19 protein-coding genes are annotated in these 19,648 nt (G+C 64.5%); 5 read left to right on the top strand and 14 right to left on the bottom strand.

What is annotated here, in order from left to right; translation table 11 throughout:
• Positions 1 to 29 precede the first annotated feature (29 nt).
• The 3 genes from ACQR2C_RS19255 to ACQR2C_RS19245 all read right to left on the bottom strand — a co-directional run bounded on the left by ACQR2C_RS19255 (position 30) and on the right by ACQR2C_RS19245 (position 4,370).
• Positions 30 to 1,046, bottom strand: coding sequence for a DUF4268 domain-containing protein (locus tag ACQR2C_RS19255; protein ID WP_316238183.1), 1,017 nt, complete (start codon positions 1,044 to 1,046; stop codon positions 30 to 32).
• Between the two features lie 1,109 nt (positions 1,047 to 2,155).
• The gene (locus ACQR2C_RS19250; RefSeq protein WP_316216458.1) at positions 2,156 to 2,995 is read right to left on the bottom strand and encodes an NlpC/P60 family protein; all 840 of its coding nucleotides are present in this window, start codon (positions 2,993 to 2,995) and stop codon (positions 2,156 to 2,158) included.
• Positions 2,988 to 4,370 carry a leucyl aminopeptidase family protein gene (locus tag ACQR2C_RS19245; protein WP_434881852.1) on the bottom strand — a complete coding sequence of 461 codons (1,383 nt, stop codon included), beginning with the start codon at positions 4,368 to 4,370 and terminating at the stop codon, positions 2,988 to 2,990. The genes ACQR2C_RS19250 and ACQR2C_RS19245 overlap by 8 nt, the downstream gene beginning before the upstream one ends.
• A gap of 193 nt (positions 4,371 to 4,563) precedes the next feature.
• Here ACQR2C_RS19245 and ACQR2C_RS19240 point away from each other — a divergent pair, with 193 nt between their 5' ends.
• Entirely contained in the window at positions 4,564 to 5,370 is an 807-nt protein-coding gene (locus ACQR2C_RS19240) for a tetratricopeptide repeat protein (protein WP_315804691.1), read from the top strand.
• 25 nt (positions 5,371 to 5,395) lie between these two features.
• Here ACQR2C_RS19240 and ACQR2C_RS19235 read toward each other — a convergent pair whose 3' ends face one another.
• The 10 genes from ACQR2C_RS19235 to ACQR2C_RS19190 form a co-directional block, all read right to left on the bottom strand.
• Entirely contained in the window at positions 5,396 to 6,637 is a 1,242-nt protein-coding gene (locus ACQR2C_RS19235) for a Zn-dependent hydrolase (protein ID WP_434881851.1), read from the bottom strand.
• Positions 6,638 to 6,721: 84 nt separating this feature from the next.
• Entirely contained in the window at positions 6,722 to 7,696 is a 975-nt protein-coding gene (locus ACQR2C_RS19230; RefSeq protein WP_315753445.1) for a type II secretion system F family protein, read from the bottom strand.
• A gap of 8 nt (positions 7,697 to 7,704) precedes the next feature.
• Positions 7,705 to 8,679, bottom strand: coding sequence for a type II secretion system F family protein (locus tag ACQR2C_RS19225; protein ID WP_316238179.1), 975 nt, complete (start codon positions 8,677 to 8,679; stop codon positions 7,705 to 7,707).
• Between the two features lie 11 nt (positions 8,680 to 8,690).
• Positions 8,691 to 10,154: a CpaF family protein gene (locus ACQR2C_RS19220; protein ID WP_316177231.1), complete on the bottom strand. Its 1,464-nt coding sequence runs from the start codon at positions 10,152 to 10,154 to the stop codon at positions 8,691 to 8,693.
• Positions 10,155 to 10,175: 21 nt separating this feature from the next.
• A complete protein-coding gene (locus ACQR2C_RS19215) occupies positions 10,176 to 11,444 on the bottom strand; it encodes an AAA family ATPase (RefSeq protein WP_434881850.1) in 1,269 nt (422 codons plus the stop codon).
• Positions 11,441 to 12,181: a CpaD family pilus assembly protein gene (locus ACQR2C_RS19210; RefSeq protein ID WP_316177233.1), complete on the bottom strand. Its 741-nt coding sequence runs from the start codon at positions 12,179 to 12,181 to the stop codon at positions 11,441 to 11,443. The genes ACQR2C_RS19215 and ACQR2C_RS19210 overlap by 4 nt, the downstream gene beginning before the upstream one ends.
• Positions 12,182 to 12,203: 22 nt before the next feature.
• Complete coding sequence (locus tag ACQR2C_RS19205) at positions 12,204 to 13,679, bottom strand: type II and III secretion system protein family protein (RefSeq protein WP_434881849.1); 1,476 nt, start codon at positions 13,677 to 13,679, stop codon at positions 12,204 to 12,206.
• Positions 13,680 to 13,696: 17 nt separating this feature from the next.
• Positions 13,697 to 14,497, bottom strand: a complete 801-nt coding sequence (gene cpaB, locus ACQR2C_RS19200) for a Flp pilus assembly protein CpaB (RefSeq protein ID WP_315713815.1) — start codon at positions 14,495 to 14,497, stop codon at positions 13,697 to 13,699.
• Positions 14,498 to 14,623: 126 nt separating this feature from the next.
• Entirely contained in the window at positions 14,624 to 15,148 is a 525-nt protein-coding gene (locus tag ACQR2C_RS19195) for an A24 family peptidase (RefSeq protein WP_315734617.1), read from the bottom strand.
• Between the two features lie 326 nt (positions 15,149 to 15,474).
• Positions 15,475 to 15,639 (bottom strand): Flp family type IVb pilin, encoded by a 165-nt coding sequence (locus ACQR2C_RS19190; RefSeq protein WP_231317342.1) that lies wholly within the window; start codon positions 15,637 to 15,639, stop codon positions 15,475 to 15,477.
• Positions 15,640 to 16,090: 451 nt separating this feature from the next.
• Between ACQR2C_RS19190 and ACQR2C_RS19185 the strand changes: the two genes are divergently transcribed.
• The 4 genes from ACQR2C_RS19185 (at position 16,091) to ACQR2C_RS19170 (ending at position 19,261) form a co-directional block, all read left to right on the top strand.
• Positions 16,091 to 16,918 carry a sterol desaturase family protein gene (locus ACQR2C_RS19185; protein ID WP_315804697.1) on the top strand — a complete coding sequence of 276 codons (828 nt, stop codon included), beginning with the start codon at positions 16,091 to 16,093 and terminating at the stop codon, positions 16,916 to 16,918.
• Between the two features lie 134 nt (positions 16,919 to 17,052).
• Complete coding sequence (locus ACQR2C_RS19180) at positions 17,053 to 17,553, top strand: pilus assembly protein N-terminal domain-containing protein (RefSeq protein ID WP_315804698.1); 501 nt, start codon at positions 17,053 to 17,055, stop codon at positions 17,551 to 17,553.
• Positions 17,554 to 18,086: 533 nt separating this feature from the next.
• Positions 18,087 to 18,632 (top strand): TadE/TadG family type IV pilus assembly protein, encoded by a 546-nt coding sequence (locus tag ACQR2C_RS19175; protein WP_315804699.1) that lies wholly within the window; start codon positions 18,087 to 18,089, stop codon positions 18,630 to 18,632.
• A 68-nt stretch (positions 18,633 to 18,700) separates the two neighbouring features.
• Positions 18,701 to 19,261, top strand: a complete 561-nt coding sequence (locus tag ACQR2C_RS19170) for a TadE/TadG family type IV pilus assembly protein (RefSeq protein WP_315804700.1) — start codon at positions 18,701 to 18,703, stop codon at positions 19,259 to 19,261.
• Positions 19,262 to 19,432: 171 nt separating this feature from the next.
• Here the strand turns inward: ACQR2C_RS19170 and ACQR2C_RS19165 are convergent, their stop codons facing one another.
• Complete coding sequence (locus ACQR2C_RS19165) at positions 19,433 to 19,645, bottom strand: cold-shock protein (protein ID WP_006612155.1); 213 nt, start codon at positions 19,643 to 19,645, stop codon at positions 19,433 to 19,435.
• Positions 19,646 to 19,648 lie beyond the last annotated feature (3 nt).

Genomic DNA, 19,648 nt, shown 5'->3' with positions numbered 1-19,648 from the left:
TTTGACCGGGGAAGACCGAAGCCTGACGGCTAATCGTCCTCTGCTTCCTGTCCGACCGAGCCGGCCTCGCCGCTTGGCCGCATTGACTTCACGCGGGGGACGAAGACTCTCCAGAACCGATTCATCTTGTCGAGCATCCAAGCATGGAGTTCTAGATATTGCTTCTCGTCCGTAGGATTGATGTCCGAACGAAATAGCGCGATGCGCGAGGCCTTTCTCTGGGGGAGCTCCTGCCAATCGAGCTGTTCCCCAAATTCTGCGTCAATTGTCTGCTTGTCCGCGAGCAAAGTGCGAAAGACGGCCTTCTCTACGTCGTTGTAGACGTACAGCTCGACCCCGATTCTCTCTTTGTCGGTACTGAACGTGACGGTGATCGGGATTCCAGATCGTCCGGTTGGAAAATTGTAATAGTGTCTACTATTGGGGCGTTTGAGCTGAAATGCCGAGCCATTTTTCTTGAGATACTCAGAAAATGAAGACCAGTAGCCCAGACGAACAGCATCACTCTGCGCTCGAACGGCCCCTGCGACTTGGCGGGTTGCTGTCCGCGCCGATCGAGTCCAGTCGTTCGGACTAGCGATTACGTTGAAGCGAGGAGCCGGCGGCGAATTGCCAATACGCCAGAGTTCAACCTCGACCGCAAAGAATGAAAAGTCCTCGGCGGTGTTCGTGTTGAGCCAATCTATTGCAGCGCGATGATCGGGCTGAATCACCTCGGCAATCCAAATTATGGTCTTTGCTCCTTCAATGCCGGCAAGATAGGTCAGGATTTGTCCTAGATGCTTGTGATCTGTTCGCTCGAATTGGTTCTCGATGATCACGCGATGGTCGTCTTGCTCATCTGCGATGCGCGCAAGAATATCCGCCTTGAAGGCGCCAACCCAGTGTTCAACCGCCTCAACCTCCAGTTCGAGGTTTAAGGCTTTGCCAAGGATCGTAATGGCGTCCGGCTGTGCAAGCCACGGCGTGAAGTTATCGTCCTCAGCTGGCCAAGCCTCTCTAACGGGTACATTCTCAAATTTTCCAAGGGGGATGATGGAATTCATCGTCAGTACTCGCCGTTGCGGTGGTGGTCATCAAATGAGCAGAACGGGAATCAGAATGTCGAATACGTATATCGTACTAATTATCCTGCGGGAATACGAGGGGCTGACGGCAGCTTGCTTCAGTGCGAATTTGGGATTCTTTGGAACAGCCGACCGGGTAGGGGAGTTTTTTAAGCCGAGCCGAGCAGCGCGGATGGAAAAACCAGCAAGGTAGAACCTGCTCTTTAGCTCTTTCATGTGTCGCATGATTGCGAATTGATTTGCCCGACGGGCAGCGTCTGCAAATATCTGTCCAGCCCTCGCGGTTAAAATATTCTGGTTTCTTATTTTCGGAATTCGTGCATACTCCGCCCCGTCCTGCCCCACGAGAGGGACGTACGCGTCGTCACGGGCGTCGGGTGCGGGATGCGATGGCCGCTTTGATGCTGCGTGTGCATGTGCGCACGGACGAACGGCATCAGGCGGGCGACGAAGTCGTGTGGTCCTGGCGCCCCGATGCTGGCGTCAAGGTTGCGGGTCGATGAGCCCGTGGCCGACAGGGGCAAGAACGCCGGTCCCTGGGGAGAGCACGTATAAGACGCAGCCCATCGCGCAGGGGAGGCCGGATGTTCGGCCCGTACCTGTGGTGACTACCGCGTGCTTTCTTGCACGCAACCACGGGTGCGCTCGGCACCCGGCCTTCCCTGCGCCCTCTCATTTTTCGAGGGCGGATGAATGTCGCAGAGCTCGGGCCAGTGAGGCCGCGAGAGTGCTGACGCTTGTCGCCATGCTGTTTGAGATGTGAATCCGACGCAACGCTCGCATCGGCGGGCAACGCGCCATTGCACGCGCAGATGCAGCAATACTGGTGCTCTCGGCACGCTGCTCATGACTGCGCCATCGCCCCTTGTGGGAGAGGGCATGTTCGGCGGATCTACGTACTCGGTCGGGTGAGGGGTATCTCTCCGCGATCGCACTCGTAGATACAGACCCCTCACCCGACCGAGCTTGCTGCTCTGTCCTACATGCCCTCTCCCACAAGGGGAGAGGGCCCATTCACGAGCAGCCCAGCAAGACTCATACCTTGAAGCTGATGTGTCGATGTCATCACGTGTGGTGCTTCGGCCTTCTCAAACGAGCCGTTTAATGGCGAGTACGTCACTCCCGCTCGCCTTGATCCGTGCAATCGCGGCGCTGACCGACTCGATCGCCGTCGCCATATGAAACGCGTTGGCATGGACCATCGTATCGGCATCGCGGGCGATCGCAACATGGCCCTTCCAGAAGATCAGATCGCCGCGGCGAAGCGGCTCGCCGCCGTCGAGCACGCGGCCCAGCGCCGCGAGCTGCATGTCGCTGTCGCGCGGGCACGGCACGCCGGCGGCATTCAGCGACACCTGCACCAGCCCCGAGCAGTCGATGCCGAGGCTGCTCTTGCCGCCCCAGAGATAGGGCGTGCCGACGAAGCGCTCGGCAACGGCGACGTAATCGGGCTCGCGCTGATCGCGCGCCACGACGTGCTGCTTCGGCACGAACCAGCCTTCATGCGTGACGACGAAGCTCGCTTCCTCACGCGTCACCGCGATGGTCGCTCCCATGAGCAGCGTCTCGAGCGGCGGCAGCTTGATCGACGGTCCGGGAAACGCGAAGCTGCGCAGTGCGCTGATCTTGTGCGTCGGCGCAGCACTGGGCGCCGCCAGCGCCGCCTCCGGCAGCCAGCCGACATAGCCGTCGCTTTCGAGCTGGCCCCAGGCCCAGCCCTCGCCATTGCGGTCGTAGACCGTGACGCGCTCGCCCTTCAGCGCCTGCGTCGCCTGCTCGGCGCCGGAATGCGGCTGCAGCCGCAGTGGCGCGATCGGATCGACGACGACGAGGGTCTCGCCGTCGACGAAGCGCGCAGCCGTCACCTGTCCCTGGAGATGCCTGGCCGCGATATCGCCGCGTGCCGGCGTGAGCCTCGGATCAGCCATAGCGCTCGCTCAAGAGCTTGTAGAGCGCGCGCGCGGCCTGGCACTCGCCGCCCTCGGGGCGGCCGGGCTTGGCCGACGGCGTCCAGGCGAAGATGTCGAGATGCAGCCAGCTCCTGGCGTGCTCGACGAAGCGTTGCAGGAACAGCGCGCAGGTGATCGACCCGGCGAAGCCGCCCGAAGGCGCATTGTTGATGGTCGCGACCTTGGAGTCGAGCCACGAGTCATACGGCGCCCACAGCGGCATCCGCCACAGCGGATCGTTCTCGGCGGCAGCGCAGCGCGCGACATCGGCGGCGAGCGCCTCGTCCTGGGTGTAGAACGGCGGCAGATCGGGACCGAGCGCGACCCGGGCCGCGCCCGTCAGCGTGCCCATGTCGATCAGCAGATCGGGCTTGTCTTCGTCAGCGAGCGCCAGCGCATCGGCCAGGACCAGCCGGCCCTCGGCATCGGTGTTGCCGATCTCGACCGTGATGCCCTTGCGCGACGGAAACACGTCCATCGGACGGAAGGCGTTGCCGGCGACCGCGTTCTCGACCGCCGGAATCAGCACGCGCAGATGCAGCTTGAGCCCGGCGTCCATCACCATCTGCGCCAGCGCCAGCACATTGGCGGCGCCGCCCATGTCCTTCTTCATCAGCAGCATGCTGCTCGACGGCTTCAGGTCGAGCCCGCCGGTGTCGAAGCAGACGCCCTTGCCGACCAGCGTGACCTTGGGATGCGATGCGTCGCCCCAAACCAGCTCGATCAGCCGCGGCGCGCGCGTCGAGGCGCGGCCGACGGCGTGGATCAGCGGATGGTTCTGCTCCAGCAGATCGTCGCCGACGATGCTGGTGAAGCGTGCGCCGAAGCGGTCGGCGACCTGCTTCGCGGCGGCCTCGAGCTCCTCGGGTCCCATGTCGTTCGACGGCGTGTTGACGAGGTCGCGCGCCAATGTCGCCGCGTCGGCCAGGCGGCTCAGCTCGGCGGCGTCGACGCCGTCCGGCGGAACGAGGCGGACCTCCGGCGTCTCGGCCTTGCGGTAGCGGCCGAAGCGGTAGCTGCCGAGCGCAAACGCCAGCGCGGCGAGCCGTGCATCATGCGGCGCATTGGCGAAGCGGTAGGTGCCGGCGGGCAGCAGGCCGGGCAGGGCGCCCGGCCGGAACAGGTCAAGGTGCTTGGCGTCGTCGTCCTCGATGCCGAACAGCACCTGAGCGATGCGCCCGTCCGCGCCGGGCAGCGCCAGATAGCTGCCGGGCTTGGCGGTGTAGACGTTGGCCTCGGCGAAGTTGCGCGCTTCAGCCGACAGGCTCTCCTTGATCCCCGGCCAGCTCGCCTTCGTCACGAAGGTGATCGGGATGGCGGACGTTGTGGAGGCGGTCTCGAACATCGACGGCATGCCTAATGGTTCCCTAACTGGCGCGCTTGAGCCAGACTTCGCAGAGTTTGAAGGCCGCCGCAATCGCGCCGGGCCCCTCGCCCGCAAGCCGACGCAAATGTGACGTCTGCGCCGGGATCGCGCCATTAACCGGCTGTTAGCGTTAACAGTTTATTGCTGGCGCGTTCAATTCGCCCGGTCGAGTCCAAGTGACATGCGTCAACCGCCTTCCATTCCCCGGCTCCTCGCGTCCGTCGCCTTCGCCGCGCTCGTCGCTGCGGGACTCGGCGGCTGCCAGACCATGTCCGACGTCACGGGCTCGCTAGGCAGTCGCGCCGAGCCGCCGCCCGCGACCCCGCAGCGCGCGGTCGAGGTCTATGGCGAGCGCTACCGCGCCAATCCCAAGGATGCGGCCATTGCCGTCGCCTATGGCCAGGCACTGCGCAACAACGGCCAGCGTGAGCAGGCGGTTGCGGTGCTGGAGCAGGCCACGCTCGCCAACGCGGGCAACAAGACCGTGCTCGCGGCCTATGGCCGAGCGCTGGCCGACAACGGCAATTTCAAGCTCGCATTCGACGTGCTGTCGCGCGCGCATTCGCCCGACAATCCCGATTGGAAGCTGCTGTCGGTGCAGGGCACCGCGCTGGACCAGATGGGCCGCCACGAGGAGGCGCGGCGCTATTACGACAGCGCGCTGAAGATCGTGCCCGGCGAGCCCTCGGTGCTCTCCAATCTCGGCCTGTCCTACATGCTGACGCGGGAGCTGCCGAAGGCCGAGGAGGTGCTGCGCCAGGCCTACGGCTCGCAGCGGGCGGACGCACGGGTGCGTCAGAACCTCGCGCTCGTCGTCGGCCTGCAGGGACGCTTCGCGGAGGCCGAGCAGATCGCGCGGGCCGATCTGCCGCCGGACGAGGCCGCCGCCAACGTCGCCTACCTGAAGCAGATGATCCAGGGGCAGAGCCAAAGCAAGGGCAAGGCGCGCAACGCGGCGCCGATGGCCGCGCTCAATCCGCCGGACTGACGACGTGCCTCGCTGATGGCGGGCCTTATCGTGTGGCGCCCGCCAGCAGGCGGCGGCAGGTATCGACGAACACGTCGGCGCCGGTGACGATGTCGGCATCGGCGGTGTTCTCGGTCCAGTGATGGCTGATGCCGCCGATCGACGGCACGAACAGCATGCCGGCCGGCATGATGGTCGCGAGCACCTGCGCGTCGTGTCCGGCGCCGCTCGGCATCCGCAGCGACCTGCCGGCGGCGAGATCGCGGCTGGCGGCCTCGACCGCATCCTGGAACGTGCCGTCCATCATGGCTGGCGCGCCGGTACGGATGCGCTCGACGGCGACATGGCAGGGACCTGCGTCTGACGCCTGCGCAGCCATCTCGCGCAGCAGCTCTTCGAGCCGGTCGACCACGGCGGCATTGTCGTCGCGGATCTGGAACAGCATCTCGGCCCGGCCGGGGATGATGCTCGGTGCGCCCGGATCGAGCGTGATGCGTCCCGTGGTCCACACCGTGCGCGGGCCGCAGGCGGCCGGAAAGCGCGCGTCGATCGCGACGCAGAACTTGGCGAGCGCGAGCCCGGCATCCTTGCGCACCGCCATCCGCGTCGTGCCGGCATGGTTCTGCTCGCCGGTGAAGGTGATGCGGTATTGCCAGATGCCGACGATCGAGGTGACGACGCCGATCTTGAGCTCGCCCGCCTCGAGCGTGTCGCCCTGCTCGATATGAGCTTCGAGATAGCCGATATGCCGGCCGGGCTCGGCCTGCAGGCGCGGCCGTCCGGCAAGGCCCATCTCGGCAAGCGCCTCCCGCAGCGTGCGCGGGCTGCTGCGGTCGCGGGCAGCATCGATTTCGGCCTCGCTGACGTCGCCGACATAGGAGCGGCTGCCGAGCATGCTGCCGAAATGGCCCTCCTCGTCGCACCAGGAGGCGACCTCCACCGCACCGACAATAGACGGATCGGGATTGAGCACGCGCGCCGCCTCCAGCGCGTAGACGACGCCGAGCGGGCCGTCGAGCCAGCCAGCCTGATTCTGGCTCTCCAGATGCGATCCGGCCAGCAGCTTGGGGCCGGGCTTGGCGCTGGTGCCCAGCACGTTGCCGATGCCGTCGATATCAGGCGTCAGCTGCGCATCGGGCAGGCGCTCGGCGAGCCAAGCGAGCGATTGACGATGGGCGTCGGAGAAGGTCGGCCGGTGCACGCCGGTCTTGTAGGTGCCGAAGGCGCGCAGTGCGTTCAGATCGGCCAGGACGCGGGCGCCGTCGGCGCGGCGGAGCTTGTCGGACATCAGGCGGAGACCTCGATCATGCTCCGCCTAGCTTCCAGGGTAGAGCCCTGACCGCAAGCGAAATTTCTCGCGAGCGGTCTACGTCTACTGCATGGCCGCGACCTTGATGCCGGTCGGTCCCAGAATGACCACGAACAGCACCGGCAGGAAGAACAGGATCATCGGCACCGTCAGCTTCGGCGGCAGCGCCGCGGCCTTCTTCTCGGCCTCGTTCATGCGCATGTCGCGATTTTCCTGCGCCATCACGCGCAGCGATTGCCCGAGCGGGGTGCCGTAGCGCTCCGATTGCTGGAGCGCGAGGCAGACCGACTTCACGCCCTCGAGGCCGGTGCGGCGGGCGAGGTTCTCATAGGCGACCTTGCGGTCCTGCAGATAGGAGAGCTCCGCGGTGGTCAGCGTGAACTCCTCCGACAATGCGATCGACTGGCTCGAGATTTCGATGGCAACCCTGCGGAAGGCGGCTTCGATGGACATGCCGGATTCGATGCAGATCAGCAGCAGGTCGAGCGCGTCGGGAAACGCGCGCTTGATCGACAGCTGGCGCTTGGAGATCGCATTGCTGAGGAACAGCATCGGCGCCTGCAGGCCGAGATAGGCCATGCCGACGCAGATGCCGATCTTGACCGGCATCGACTTCTGCAGATGCGCAATCACGAAGACGTACAGCACGGACCCGACGAACAGCACCAGTGGCGTTACCAGGCGCGCGAACAGGAAGGTGATGTAGGGCGCCTGGCCGCGATAGCCCGCCATGATGAGCTTCTCGCGGGCCGCCTCCTGGGCGAGCCATTTGGTGAGGTTGAAATCCTCCACCACGCGAGAGATGAGCTGCTTCGGCGTCTGCCGCAGCGAGACCTTCTCGCCGGCGTTCAACCGCTCGCGCTCGCGCTGCTTGATCCGCTCGCGTTCGCTGGCGACCGCCTTCATGCGCTTGTTCAGGTTCTCGCCTGCGAACAGCGGCATGATCAGCGTATAGACGGTGGCCGTCGCCGCGATGGCGGCGAAGAACATCGTCATGAAGTGCGGGTCGTGCAGCTTGGAGACCAGAATGTCGACCATGGTCCACCTCAGAAATCGAAATTGATCATCTTCTTCATGACCAGGATGCCCATCGACATCCAGATCACGCAGCCGACCAGCATCAGCTGGCCGGTCGGATGGGTCCAGAGCAACGAGATGTACTCGGGCGTGCTCAGATAGACCAGCAGCATCACGATCGGCGGCAGCGATCCGATGATGCCCGCGGACGCCTTGGCCTCCATCGACATCGCCTGGATCTTCTCGCTCATCTTCTTGCGGTCGCGCAGCACCTTCGAGAGGTTGCCGAGCGCCTCGGAGAGATTGCCGCCCGACTTCTGCTGGATCGCGATGACGATGCCGAAGAAGTTGGCTTCGGGAAGCGGCATCCGTTCGTAGAGCCGCGCACAAGCCTCGCCGAGCGGCATGCCGATCGCCTGGGTCTCGATGATCCCGAGGAACTCGCTGCGCAAAGGCTCTGGCGCGTCGGCGGCGACGACCTTGATGGATTCGAACAGCGGCAGCCCCGCCTTGATGCCGCGCACGATCACGTCGACGGCGTCCGGCAATGCCGCCAGGAATTTCTTCTCGCGCCGCTTCTTGAGGTAGCCGAGGATCCAACGCGGCAGACCGAGACCGGCGGCGAAGCCGAGCCCGAGCGCGCCGAGCGGGCCGCCACCGGCGAAGAAGGCAACGGCGCAGACGACGAAGCCGAGGATCCCGGAAACGATCCAGAATTTCTGCACGGTCCAGTCAAGCCCAGCCTGCGAGATCCGCATGTTCAGCGGGACTTTGCTCTGCTTCTGGGCCTTCGCCTCGAGATCCTTCAGCGAAGATTCGACCTGCTCGCGGCGCGAGCGCTGACTGCGTTCGGCCTGGCGGACCACCGGCTCGGACTTGGCGACGGTGCTGCGCCGTTGCTCGGCCTTCCGCTCGCCAGACAGCAGGGGGTAGAGGAACACCCAGGCGATGCCGCCGATCGCGGTGGCGGCGAGGAAGGCAAGGGCGAGAGCCTGCAGCTTCATGGGATATCTCCTCAGTCCTTGCTCGCGACTTCGGCGGCGTCGAGCGCAGCCGCAAGCCGCTTCTCTTCGCCGTAGTAGCGCGCCCGCTCCCAGAACCGCGGCCGGCCGATTCCGGTCGAGCGGTGGCGCCCGATGATCTTGCCGTTCGCGTCCTCGCCGATCATGTCGTAGAGGAAGATGTCCTGGGTGATGATGGTGTCGCCTTCCATGCCCATCACCTCGGTGATGTGCGTGATGCGGCGGGAGCCGTCGCGCAGGCGCGCCGCCTGGACGATGACGTCGATCGAGGCGCAGATCATCTCACGGATGGTCCGCGACGGCAGCGAGAAGCCGCCCATCGTGATCATGGATTCGCAGCGGGACAACGCTTCGCGCGGGTTGTTGGCGTGCAGCGTGCCCATCGATCCGTCGTGACCGGTGTTCATGGCCTGCAGCAGGTCGAATGCTTCAGGGCCGCGGACCTCGCCGACGATGATGCGCTCGGGCCGCATACGCAGGCAGTTTCTCACCAGCTCACGCATGGTCACCTGGCCTTCGCCTTCGATGTTGGGCGGGCGGGTTTCGAGGCGAACCACGTGCGGCTGCTGCAGTTGGAGTTCGGCGGCGTCCTCGCAGGTGATGACGCGCTCGTCGTGATCGATGTAGTTGGTCAGACAGTTCAACAACGTGGTCTTGCCCGAACCGGTACCGCCGGAGATCAGCACGTTGCAGCGGACGCGACCGATGATCTGCAGGATCTCCGCGCCCTCCGGCGAAATCGCGCCGAACTTGACCAGCTGATCGAGGGTCAGCTTGTCCTTCTTGAACTTACGAATGGTGAGCGCGGGGCCGTCGATCGCCAGCGGCGGAACGATGGCGTTGACGCGCGAGCCGTCGGCGAGACGCGCGTCGCAGATCGGCGAGGATTCGTCGACGCGGCGGCCGACCTGGCTGACGATGCGCTGGCAGATGTTCAGGAGCTGCTGGTTGTCGCGGAACCGGATGCCCGTGCGCTGGATCTTGCCGTTGACTTCGATGAAGACCGTGCCGGCGCCGTTGACCATGATGTCGGCGATGTCGTCGCGCGACAGCAGCGGCTCCAGCGGGCCATAGCCGAGCACGTCGTTGCAGATATCGTCGAGCAGCTCTTCCTGCTCGGCGATCGACATCACGATATTCTTGATCGCGATGATCTCGTTGACGATGTCGCGGATTTCCTCGCGCGCGGATTCGCCGTCGAGCTTGGCCAGCTGAGCGAGATCGATCGCTTCGATCAGCGCTCCGAAGATCGTCGCCTTGACCTGATAGTAACTGTCCGAGCGCCGGGCCTCGACAACCGGTGGCGGCGGCGGCGGAGCCTGCCGGGTCGGAGCCAGAGGTGGCGACGGCACGGCCGGAGCCGCCGCGCGTGGCGCAGCCGGCGCCGGCTCGGGCGCCGGCGCGGCCGGCCTGAGGGCCCTGGTATCGTTGTCCAATCCGCTACGCTTACCAAACACGACTTAGAACTCCACGCGTGCTTACTTCGTCCTCAGCTTGTCCAGCAGAGGCGACAGGAAGGAGCCTTTCGGCTTCTTTGTCTCGCTGCGGCCGGTGAGCCGCTGCGCGATCTGGAGAAACATCTCCGTCGTCCGATGGCTGGGAGACATTTCCGCAATCATCTGGCCGTTGTTGGCGGCCGCGCCGAAGATCTGCGGCTCGAACGGGATCGTTGCGATCGGCGGGCTTTCGATCGCCTTGGCGAACTCGCTCGCATTGATCTCGGGTCGCTTGGGAACGCCGACCTGGTTCAAGCAGTAGAGCGGCATGCGATCGTTCGGCCGGGCGGCCTTGAGGAGATCGAACATGTTCTTGGTGTTGCGCAGCGAGGCGAGATCCGGCGCCGCGACGATCAGGATGTCGTCCGCGGAGATCAGCGCCCGCTTGGTCCAGCCTGCCCATTGATGCGGAACATCGAGCACGATGCAGGGCATCGAGGCGCGCAGCGTGTCGAACACCGCATCGAATGCCTCAGCGCCGAAATCATAGACCCGGTCGAGCGTCGCAGGCGCGGCCAGCAGGCTCAGATGATCTGTGCATTTCGACAACAGCCGGTCCATGAAGGCGATGTCGATCCGGTCCGGTGAGAACACGGCGTCCGCGATGCCCTGCGCAGGATCCTGGTTGTAGTCGAGGCCGGCGGTGCCGAACGCCAAATCAAGATCTGCCACCACGGAGTCCATCGCCAGGTCGCGCGCGATCGCCCAGGCGATGTTATGGGCCAGGGTCGAGGCTCCGACGCCGCCCTTGGCGCCGACGACGGCAATGATCCGCCCGACAGCCTTGGCTTCCGGCGCCGAGAACAGGTTGCAGATCGAGCGGACGACGTCGATCGGCGTCACTGGCGACAGCACATAGTCGCTGACGCCGCGCCGAACCAGCTCGCGATACAGCGTGACGTCGTTGACGCGGCCGATCACGACGACGCGCGTGCCGGGGTCGCAAACCGTAGCGAGCTGATCCAGGCCGGCCAGGATGTCGGTGCGCGCATCCGTCTCCAGGATGATGACGTTCGGGGTCGGGGCAGACCGGTAGGCCTCGATCGCCGCCGCCATGCCGCCCATCTGAACCTTCAGATGGGCCTTGCCGAGGCGCCGGTCCTCACCGGCGGACTGAACCGTCGCGGCGGTTTCCACCGTCTCACAGAACGCCTGCACGGACACGCGCGGCGCGGGCGCGATGTGATCGTCGGCCGGCGGCGGCACGACGTCAGGCTGCTCCTCTTGGGTCTGTCGGGCGTAGCTGATCATTTGCCTGTGTCGCTGAGTTTGGCCTTGTCGGCCTCTGGATACGTGATCGCGGTTGATTGTCCCTTGCGATATTTGTCGAACAACGCCGTGCGCCGGGTGGTATAGGACGGCGTTTCGGATCGCGGCTGCACGAGATCCGACGGGTTTGCGACCATTGCCGCCATGTTGCGCTGGTAGGCGCAGCCGTAGTTCCAGTCAGGCTTGTTGTCGAACCAGTTCTTGTTCTTGATCGACGGCCCGAGGTCGTCCGGCCAGAGCCCGCAGGGCCCCGCCGTGGCCGACAGTTTTGGATAGCTCAGCCGGATCGCGGCCATCTGGCGCGGGTCCTTCGGCTGATAGTTGCGTACGGTGATGCCGTGCGGCGGGACGCCGGCGGCGGCCAGCAGGGAGTGGATCTCCCGCATCGAGTCGGCGGCCGCCCGTGCGTTGGGGGTGCCGCTCGGCACGTCGGCGCTGATCGCGCCCGTGCCTTGGCGAATCCAGCTCTGGGCCAGTCCCATCACGTCGGCGCGCTGCTCGGCCGTCAGGCCGCCACGGCCCTGGCCGACGAAGACCACCAGGGAGTCCGGGGCCTCCTGGATCGCGATCGGGTGGCGTAGCCGGTAGTCGTCGGGGATGCTGGCCGTGACGGCCGGATCTCTGCGGAAGTTGCAAGCGCCGAGCAGGACCGCTGCGCCGGCCAGGGCCACGGCAAGTTGCAGTCGGCGGTGTCGAGCGGGGCTGGGTTTCGTGGTCATCGTTGCAGGTCCTTGTCCCGGCTCAGTCCGTGATGAAGCCATAGGTGCCGCGATAGTTGCGTCCGGGTTCGACCCGGCCGGGTACGCCGTAGATGCGGTTGATGCTGCCCAGGAGATCTGCCTGGGGATCGGAGGCGGCCGCAAAGCCGTCGTCTGGGCGGGAGAGATCCTTCTGTGCCACGGCGCGGACGACGAACGGCGTCACCAGAACCATCAGCTCGGTCTGGTTGTTGACGTAGTCGCGGCTGCGGAACAGCGCGCCGAGGACCGGCAGCTGCATCAGGCCCGGCATGCCGCTGATCGCCTGCTTGGTCTGCTGCTGAATCAGGCCGGCCATCGCCATGGCGCCGCCGGAAGGAATCTCCAGCGTGGTCTCGGCGCGGCGGGTCTTGATCGAGGGAACCGTCAACGAGTTGACCGTCGACGCGCTGACGGCTTGCGACAGCGTGATCGAATTCTCGTTTGAGAGCTCGGAGACCTCGGTCATCACCCGCATCGAGATCCGGCCCTCGCTGAGCACGACGGGCGTGAAGTTGAGCGAGATGCCGAACTTCTTGAAGCTGATCTGCGTCGTACAGACATGGGTCGTCGGATCGCAGGAGTAACCGGCGGGAACCGGAAACTCGCCACCGGCGATGAAGGTCGCGGACTCGCCCGAGATGGCGGTCAGATTGGGTTCCGCGAGCGTACGGATCACGCCCGCGTTCTCCATCGCGCGCAGTGTCGCCTGCACCGTCGGGGCTCCTCCGAACGCTGCGCTCACGGCATTGTTCGAGACCAGATTGCTGCCGTAGGCCGTGAACGGATTGGAGTTGGCGAATTTGACGACGGCCGTTCCATAGTTGAGCTGGCCGGAGAGGTCGATGCCGAGCTGCTTGACGATCGAGCGCTGCACCTCGGCGACCGTCACCTTCAGCATGACCTGGTCGCGGCCGCGCACGGTGATCGAGTTGACGACCTTGTCGGCGCCGCCGGCGAGCCGGGCGGCGAGTTCGCCGGCCTGCTGGGCTTCGATCTGGCTCGATGCCGATCCGGTCAGCACGATGCTGTCGGCAAGGCCTTCGATCTGGATATCGGCATTCGGCAGCAACTGCTTCAGCGCCGCCCGCGCGCCGTTCAGGTCGCGCTTGACCGCGATGTCGTAGGCCGCGATCTGCTGGCCCTGCGCGTCGAAGAAGACGATATTCGTTTGACCGATCGCCGCGCCGATGATGTAGGCGCGCTGGGACGAGCGCACGACGGCATTCGCGATCTTCGGATCGGCGACAAGAACGTCCTTGATGTCGCGCGGCAGATCGATGACGACGGACTTGCCGATGCCGAGCGCAAGGAAACGTGCATTGATCTGACCGTCGGCGGCGGCGGCAGCCGCCGGGCGATAGTCTGCCGCGATCACCGGCGCAATCGCCGGATTGAGGGTCAGCGCAGCGGCGGCCGAAAACGACAGCGCACGGACCAATAGGGTCCGCATCTTCCGCTGATTTTCGCTGCAGGTCATCTGGGTGGTCCTCTTGCTCACTTCTGCGTCGTCATCGTGCTGGGAATGCCGAAGCGGACGACGGCAACGCTGTCGCTGCGCTTGCGGCTGGTCTCGTCCGTGCGGCGCTCGGCCACGTTGACGTCGGCGATGCTGCGGAGCGCCAGGGACAGCGTTCCGGTTTGACGGGCACGCGCGAGCGTCTCGGCCTGTTCCGGCTTCAGCTCCAGCGTGACGGTCTTGCCGACCACCGTGGTCTGGCCGTCCTTTTCCTTGGGGGCCTGATCGATCGCCAGCACACGGATGTTCGACAGGATGATATCGGAGCTGACGACGTCGCCCGCGTTGGGCTGATCCGGATTGCGTTCGCGCTTGGACAGGATCACGTCGACGCGATCGTTCGGCAGGATGAAGCCGCCGGCGCCTGTTTCCGGCGAAATCTCGGTGGACACGGCGCGCATGCCGGCCGGCAGGATCGCGGCCATGAAGCCCGAGCCGTCGGCCTTGACGAGCTTCTGTTCGCGGATGGGCTCGCCGGCAATGAACGGCGCCCGCGCGATCGTGCCGGTGATCTGCGTCTGTCCTTCGGGCCGCTCGTTGCGGCGGATGAAGCTGGCGCTGGCCGTGGCCGCCGGCCAGCTCTGCCACTGCAGATCTTCGGGCTTGAGGGATTGGCCGAGGGCGATGTCGCCCTTGGCGACGAGAACGTCGACGGTCGGCATCTGCGGCGCGGGCGCGGCGACTTGAGCCGGCCGGTCGTCGGACCCGCTCGCGAGATATGCGGCCACGCCGCCAGCGCCTACAGCGATGGTCAGAACCACAATGCGTGCGGTATTCATACGCTTCACTTTCCACATGACGCCGCGACGTTTCCGCCGCCGTGATGGGAGTTGAGCAGTTATTCGTCAAAGCATGGTTAATGAGGCGTATCTAAATCGCCTTAACACCGCGTTGACACGGTGTGTTCAGAGCAATGCAAGACGCGCAGCGTCGATCGCCTTCACCCAATCGGTCTCCGGATAGACCATCAGAGCGCCCAGGGCGAGCGCGATGCCATAGGGCACGCCGCTCTCCTTGGCGTGCAGGCGTGCAAGCCAGGGTTGCCCCGCCAGCATGTAGGGCAACGGCCATTGCCGGAACTGCATGAGAGCGAGGGTGAGCACGCCGCCGAAGATCGAGGCGTACAACAGGTAGTTCATCAGGTGGGCGAAGCCGAACCACAGGGCGGCGGCGGATGCAACCTTGGCGTCACCGCCGCCGATCCAGCCGAATGCAAAGCACGTGAACGCAATCACCAGCAAGGTCGCGCCGGCACCGAGATGCATCAGCATGTCTGCCATGCTCATCCCGCTCAGCGGCGCCAGAACCAGGAAGCCGGCGACGAGCGCCAGGGAGACCCGGTTCGAAATGGTCATCGTGAACAGGTCGCTCGCCGCGGCAAAGGCCATCAGGGCCGGAAACAGCAGGAGGCGCGCGAGATCGAGGGTCATGGGCTCTCAATGGCATCGACGCGGGGCATGGGTGCGCCGCTGCGCCAGAGTCTAGCTGCAAGAAATAAATGATCGGGAAACGGCCGGAATGGCCGGCCGGTTGTCGATCTCACCAGACGCTGACGATGCGGGCCGCCAGAGCGAGGATGGACAGGCCGAGGCCGCCGCAGATCCAACGCAAGGCGACGTCGGTCCCGCTGGGCGGAGGCCGGGACGCGGCTGCGGACAAAACGTGGTTACGCATCACTGAACGCCGCGGAGCTGAAGGTGGAAATGATAAAGGCCCCGGATGTCCGGGGCCTTCTTTGCTCGGCCGTGACGACCGCTTACTTCAGCGAGGTGTTGATCGCGCCGAACTTGGAGCTCAGGCTGGAGCCGAGACCGTTCACTGCGGCAATGATCGCGAGCGAGATGCCGGCGGCGATCAGACCGTATTCGATCGCGGTCGCGCCGGATTCATCCTTCACGAAGCGAGCAAGAAGATTCTTCATAGGTAACTCCATGTACACGTGGCTGGTCGAACAAACTCTGGTCGTTGCGGCGTTCTCAGCACCGTGACCATGCGGCCACCCTAGGGGGCAGGAATTTCGGCGTAGTTAATTCGGTCGCCGAAACCCGGCGACAAATGGCTGTTATTGTGCAGAGTAAACGTAGGATGAAGCGGACCGTGATCATTCTAAATGATCCACGGCACGCGCCGTGCCAATCTCGCTGAAAAGATGAGCGCGAGCTTCCACTGCCGCGCCCAATGTTTCCATCGCAGGAGCCTGCGCCGCATTCCGCACCATAGGCATATGGTCCCGTCGACCTGGCCGGCGAGCCCTTGGCTCCGCGTCGATCGTGCTGGACCGATCGGCAGCCCAGCTCGGCCGGCCACGAGGTTCACGGCTCCTTAAGCGCCAAGGAGTACCCCTCGGAACAGTTCATGAGATGAGGAATGTGATGTCCGGTCTGCCATGGGAAGTCGCGCTGATGCTCGGCCAGACCATCGAGAAGGTGCTGCCGATCACCTTGGTGCTGGCAGTGGTGTTCTCGGTGCTCAGCCACTTCTGGGCCTGCAATCCCGGCAAGCCGTGGTGGCAGAAGCGCGAGCTCGTCACCGACGTGGTCTACTGGTTCTTCGTGCCGGTTTTCGCGCGGGTGCTCCGCATCGGCTTTCTCGTGCTCGGCGCCAGCGTTCTCTTCAAGATCCGCGACGCCGACGAGTTGATCGCCTTCTATGAGAACGGGCACGGCCCGCTGGCGCAGCTTCCGGAATGGCTGCAGGGGCTGCTCTTTCTCGTGCTCTCCGACTTCATGCTGTACTGGACGCATCGTCTGTTCCATGGCGGCGAGTTCTGGAAATACCACGCGGTCCACCACTCCTCGGAAGATCTGGAGTGGATTTCGGCGGCCCGCTTCCATCCCATCAACCTGATCCTCGGCACGATCGCGGTCGACGTCATCCTCCTGATGGCCGGCATCTCGCCCAATGTCATGATCTGGGTTGGACCGTTCACGACGTTCCATTCGGCCTTCGTCCACGCCAATCTCAACTGGACGCTGGGCCCGCTGAAATATGTCCTCGCCACGCCCGTCTTCCATCGCTGGCACCACACGTCGATGGAGCAGGGCGGCAACACCAATTTCGCCGGCACGTTCCCGATCTGGGACATCCTGTTCGGCACGTTCCGGATGCCGGAGGGGCAGTTGCCCATGGCCTACGGCAAGGACGAGGCGACGATGCCCGGTGAGTTCGGCGGTCAGCTCGCGTTTCCGTTCCGAAGATGACGTGTTCTGCAACCGCCCGAGCTGAGATGGCGGCGTTTGCAGAACGTTCACCAATTGAGCGCAGATTTGCCGCGTCGGGCGCCGTCACCGCTGCGTATCGCTTGAGACGGCTCGTCAAGGTCCCGGGGTTGAGTATGTCGTTCTGTGTATCGCGTCGTCCTTCTGTTTCCTTCGCATTGCGGGCGGCTGTCGCCGCCGTGCTGCTGTGGCCGGCTGCCGCCTCGGCGGAACCCGATCCTGCCATCGCCGTGAATGTCGACCAGGCCAAGCTGGTCAAGTTGCCCGACCGGGTCGCGACCCTCGTCGTCGGCAATCCGATGATCGCCGATGTGACCTTGCAGAGCGGCGGCATCATCGTCGTCACCGGCAAGAGCTACGGTGCCACCAACTTCATTGCGATGGATCGCGGCGGACAGGTGCTGATCGATCGCCAGATCCAGGTCGCCGGACCCACCGACCAGCTCGTCACGGTGTATCGCGGCGTCGATCGTGAGACCTATAGCTGCATGCCGATCTGCCAGCGCCGGGTGACCTTGGGCGACGGCGACAACTACTTCAAATCGGTGCTCGACCAGGCTGGAACGATGTCCAGCACGGCGAGCGGCAACGCGGCAGCGGCGTCGAAGACCAACTGAGCGGCTGGCTTGGCCGTGCCTGGCCGGGTCGATGGCGACGTCTGACCGCATCTCCACGCGCGTCGGCACCGACGATGCGGTGAGCCTTGCCGCTGGCGCTGCGGCTCGATAGCCCGATTCGTTTGGTTTCGATGGTCGGATCGGACAGGTGGCGCTGCCTCAAAGGGCTGACTGCGAGCGACCCCCCAAGCATGCAGGGCGATCGCATATGGTTTTCCCGGGCGGAACTTTCATGGCCTCGTGGTTCGAGACGCGTCGTAAGAGCGACGCTCCTCACCATGAGGATCAACAGCTTTGCGGCGGAGAAAGGCCCTCATCCTGAGGAGCCCGCCGAAGGCGGGCGTCTCGAAGGATGGTCGCGAAAAGACTGCGCGCCCAGCTTTTTCACCATATGCGATCGCCCTGCCCAAGCATGGTTAGCGGGACGTTGATGCGGCGGGCCATACTGTCCGTATCGTAGGAAACTCTTTCCCAAGGAGTTTCCGCTATTCGTTTCACTCAGGTTGATGTGCCTTTCCAGTCCGGATGACCCCATGCAAGCCTCCGTCTCCTCGACCGCTTCGATGCGCCGGCTGCTGCGCCGCTTCCGGCGCAACAGGCGGGCATCGGCCGCGCTCGAATTCGCGCTGGTCGCGCCGGTCTTCTTTGCGCTGCTGTTCGCGATCATCGAAACGGCGCTGATGTTCTTTGCCGGCCAGGTGCTCGAGACCATCACGCAGGACTCGGCGCGCATGATCCTGACCGGACAGGCGCAACAGGGCTCCTATACGCAGTCGCAGTTCGCGAGCTACGTCTGCACCCAGGTTCCCGCGCTGTTCGACTGCAACAAGATCTATATCGACGTGAAGAGCTACTCCTCGTTCGGGAGCGTCTCGATCAGCAACCAGATCGACAACAGCGGCAACTTCGTCAACAACATGACCTACAGTCCGGGCGCCGCCGGAGACATTGTCGTCGTCAGGCTGTTCTATCAGTGGCCGATCTTCGTGACCGGCCTCGGCTACAACATCGCCAACCTGAGCGGCAGCAAGCGGCTGCTGGTGGGTACGGCCGCATTCAAGAACGAGCCGTATTCATAACACGGACCTCGCGAGCTGCTTCTGAGGGACACCAGGAATTCATCATGCCGTTGGGAAGAATGCCGGGTATGTCTTCGCGCCTGCGCCTGTGGCGTCGCATCGACGCCTTCGCTGCCGATTGTCGCGGTGTCGCGGCCACCGAGTTCGCATTCATCGTGCCGCTGATGCTGGTGATGTTCTTCGGCACGGTCGAATTCTGCTCGGCCATCGCCGTCGACCGCAAGGTCACTTTGATGGCGCGCACCCTGTCCGATCTGACGTCGCAGTCGACCACGGTCGGCGACAGCGACATGTCGAACTTCTTCGCCGCCTCGACCGGCATCATGTATCCGTACTCGACCACGCCGGTGAATGCGACGATCACCGAACTCTATGTCGATCCCACCACCATGCAGGCGACGGTGAAGTGGAGTAAGGGGTCGACGCCGCGGACCGTGGGCATGACGGTCGGCGTGCCGGCTGAATTGCTGGTGTCCGGCACCTATCTGATCTTCAGCGAGGTGAACTACCAATACGTTCCGACGATCGGCTACGTCATGGGCAAGACGGGCGTCAATCTCAGCGACGTCGCCTATACCCGGCCGCGGCAGTCGACCTGTGTGATGTATAGCCCGGCGACCTCCTGCTGAGCTGAGCGCCGGACTAATCCTGCGCGGCGCCGGGTCCGCTTGCGCGCGGGCAACAGACCGCGTTCCAGGCGATCACAATCCGACGGCGAACAGCCGGCAAATAAAAAAGGCCGCACAAGGCGGCCTTTCGTTGTCCAGGTGGGCAATCGTAGGCGATTGCCCTGGCGTCGCTCAATTGGCGGCGCGGAGATTGTCGGCCGACGACTTGCCCGAACGGCGGTCCGCCACGATCTCGTAGGAGATCTTCTGGCCTTCGCGCAGCGTGCCGAGACCAGCGCGCTCGACGGCGCTGATGTGCACGAACACGTCGTTGCCGCCGTCGTCCGGCTGAATGAAGCCATAGCCCTTGGTTGCGTTAAACCACTTCACGGTTCCCATGCTCACGGG

It is taken from the genome of Bradyrhizobium sp. HKCCYLRH3061 (assembly GCF_051168015.1).
Taxonomy (GTDB): domain Bacteria; phylum Pseudomonadota; class Alphaproteobacteria; order Rhizobiales; family Xanthobacteraceae; genus Bradyrhizobium.
This window is presented reverse-complemented; position numbering and strand designations above follow the sequence as displayed.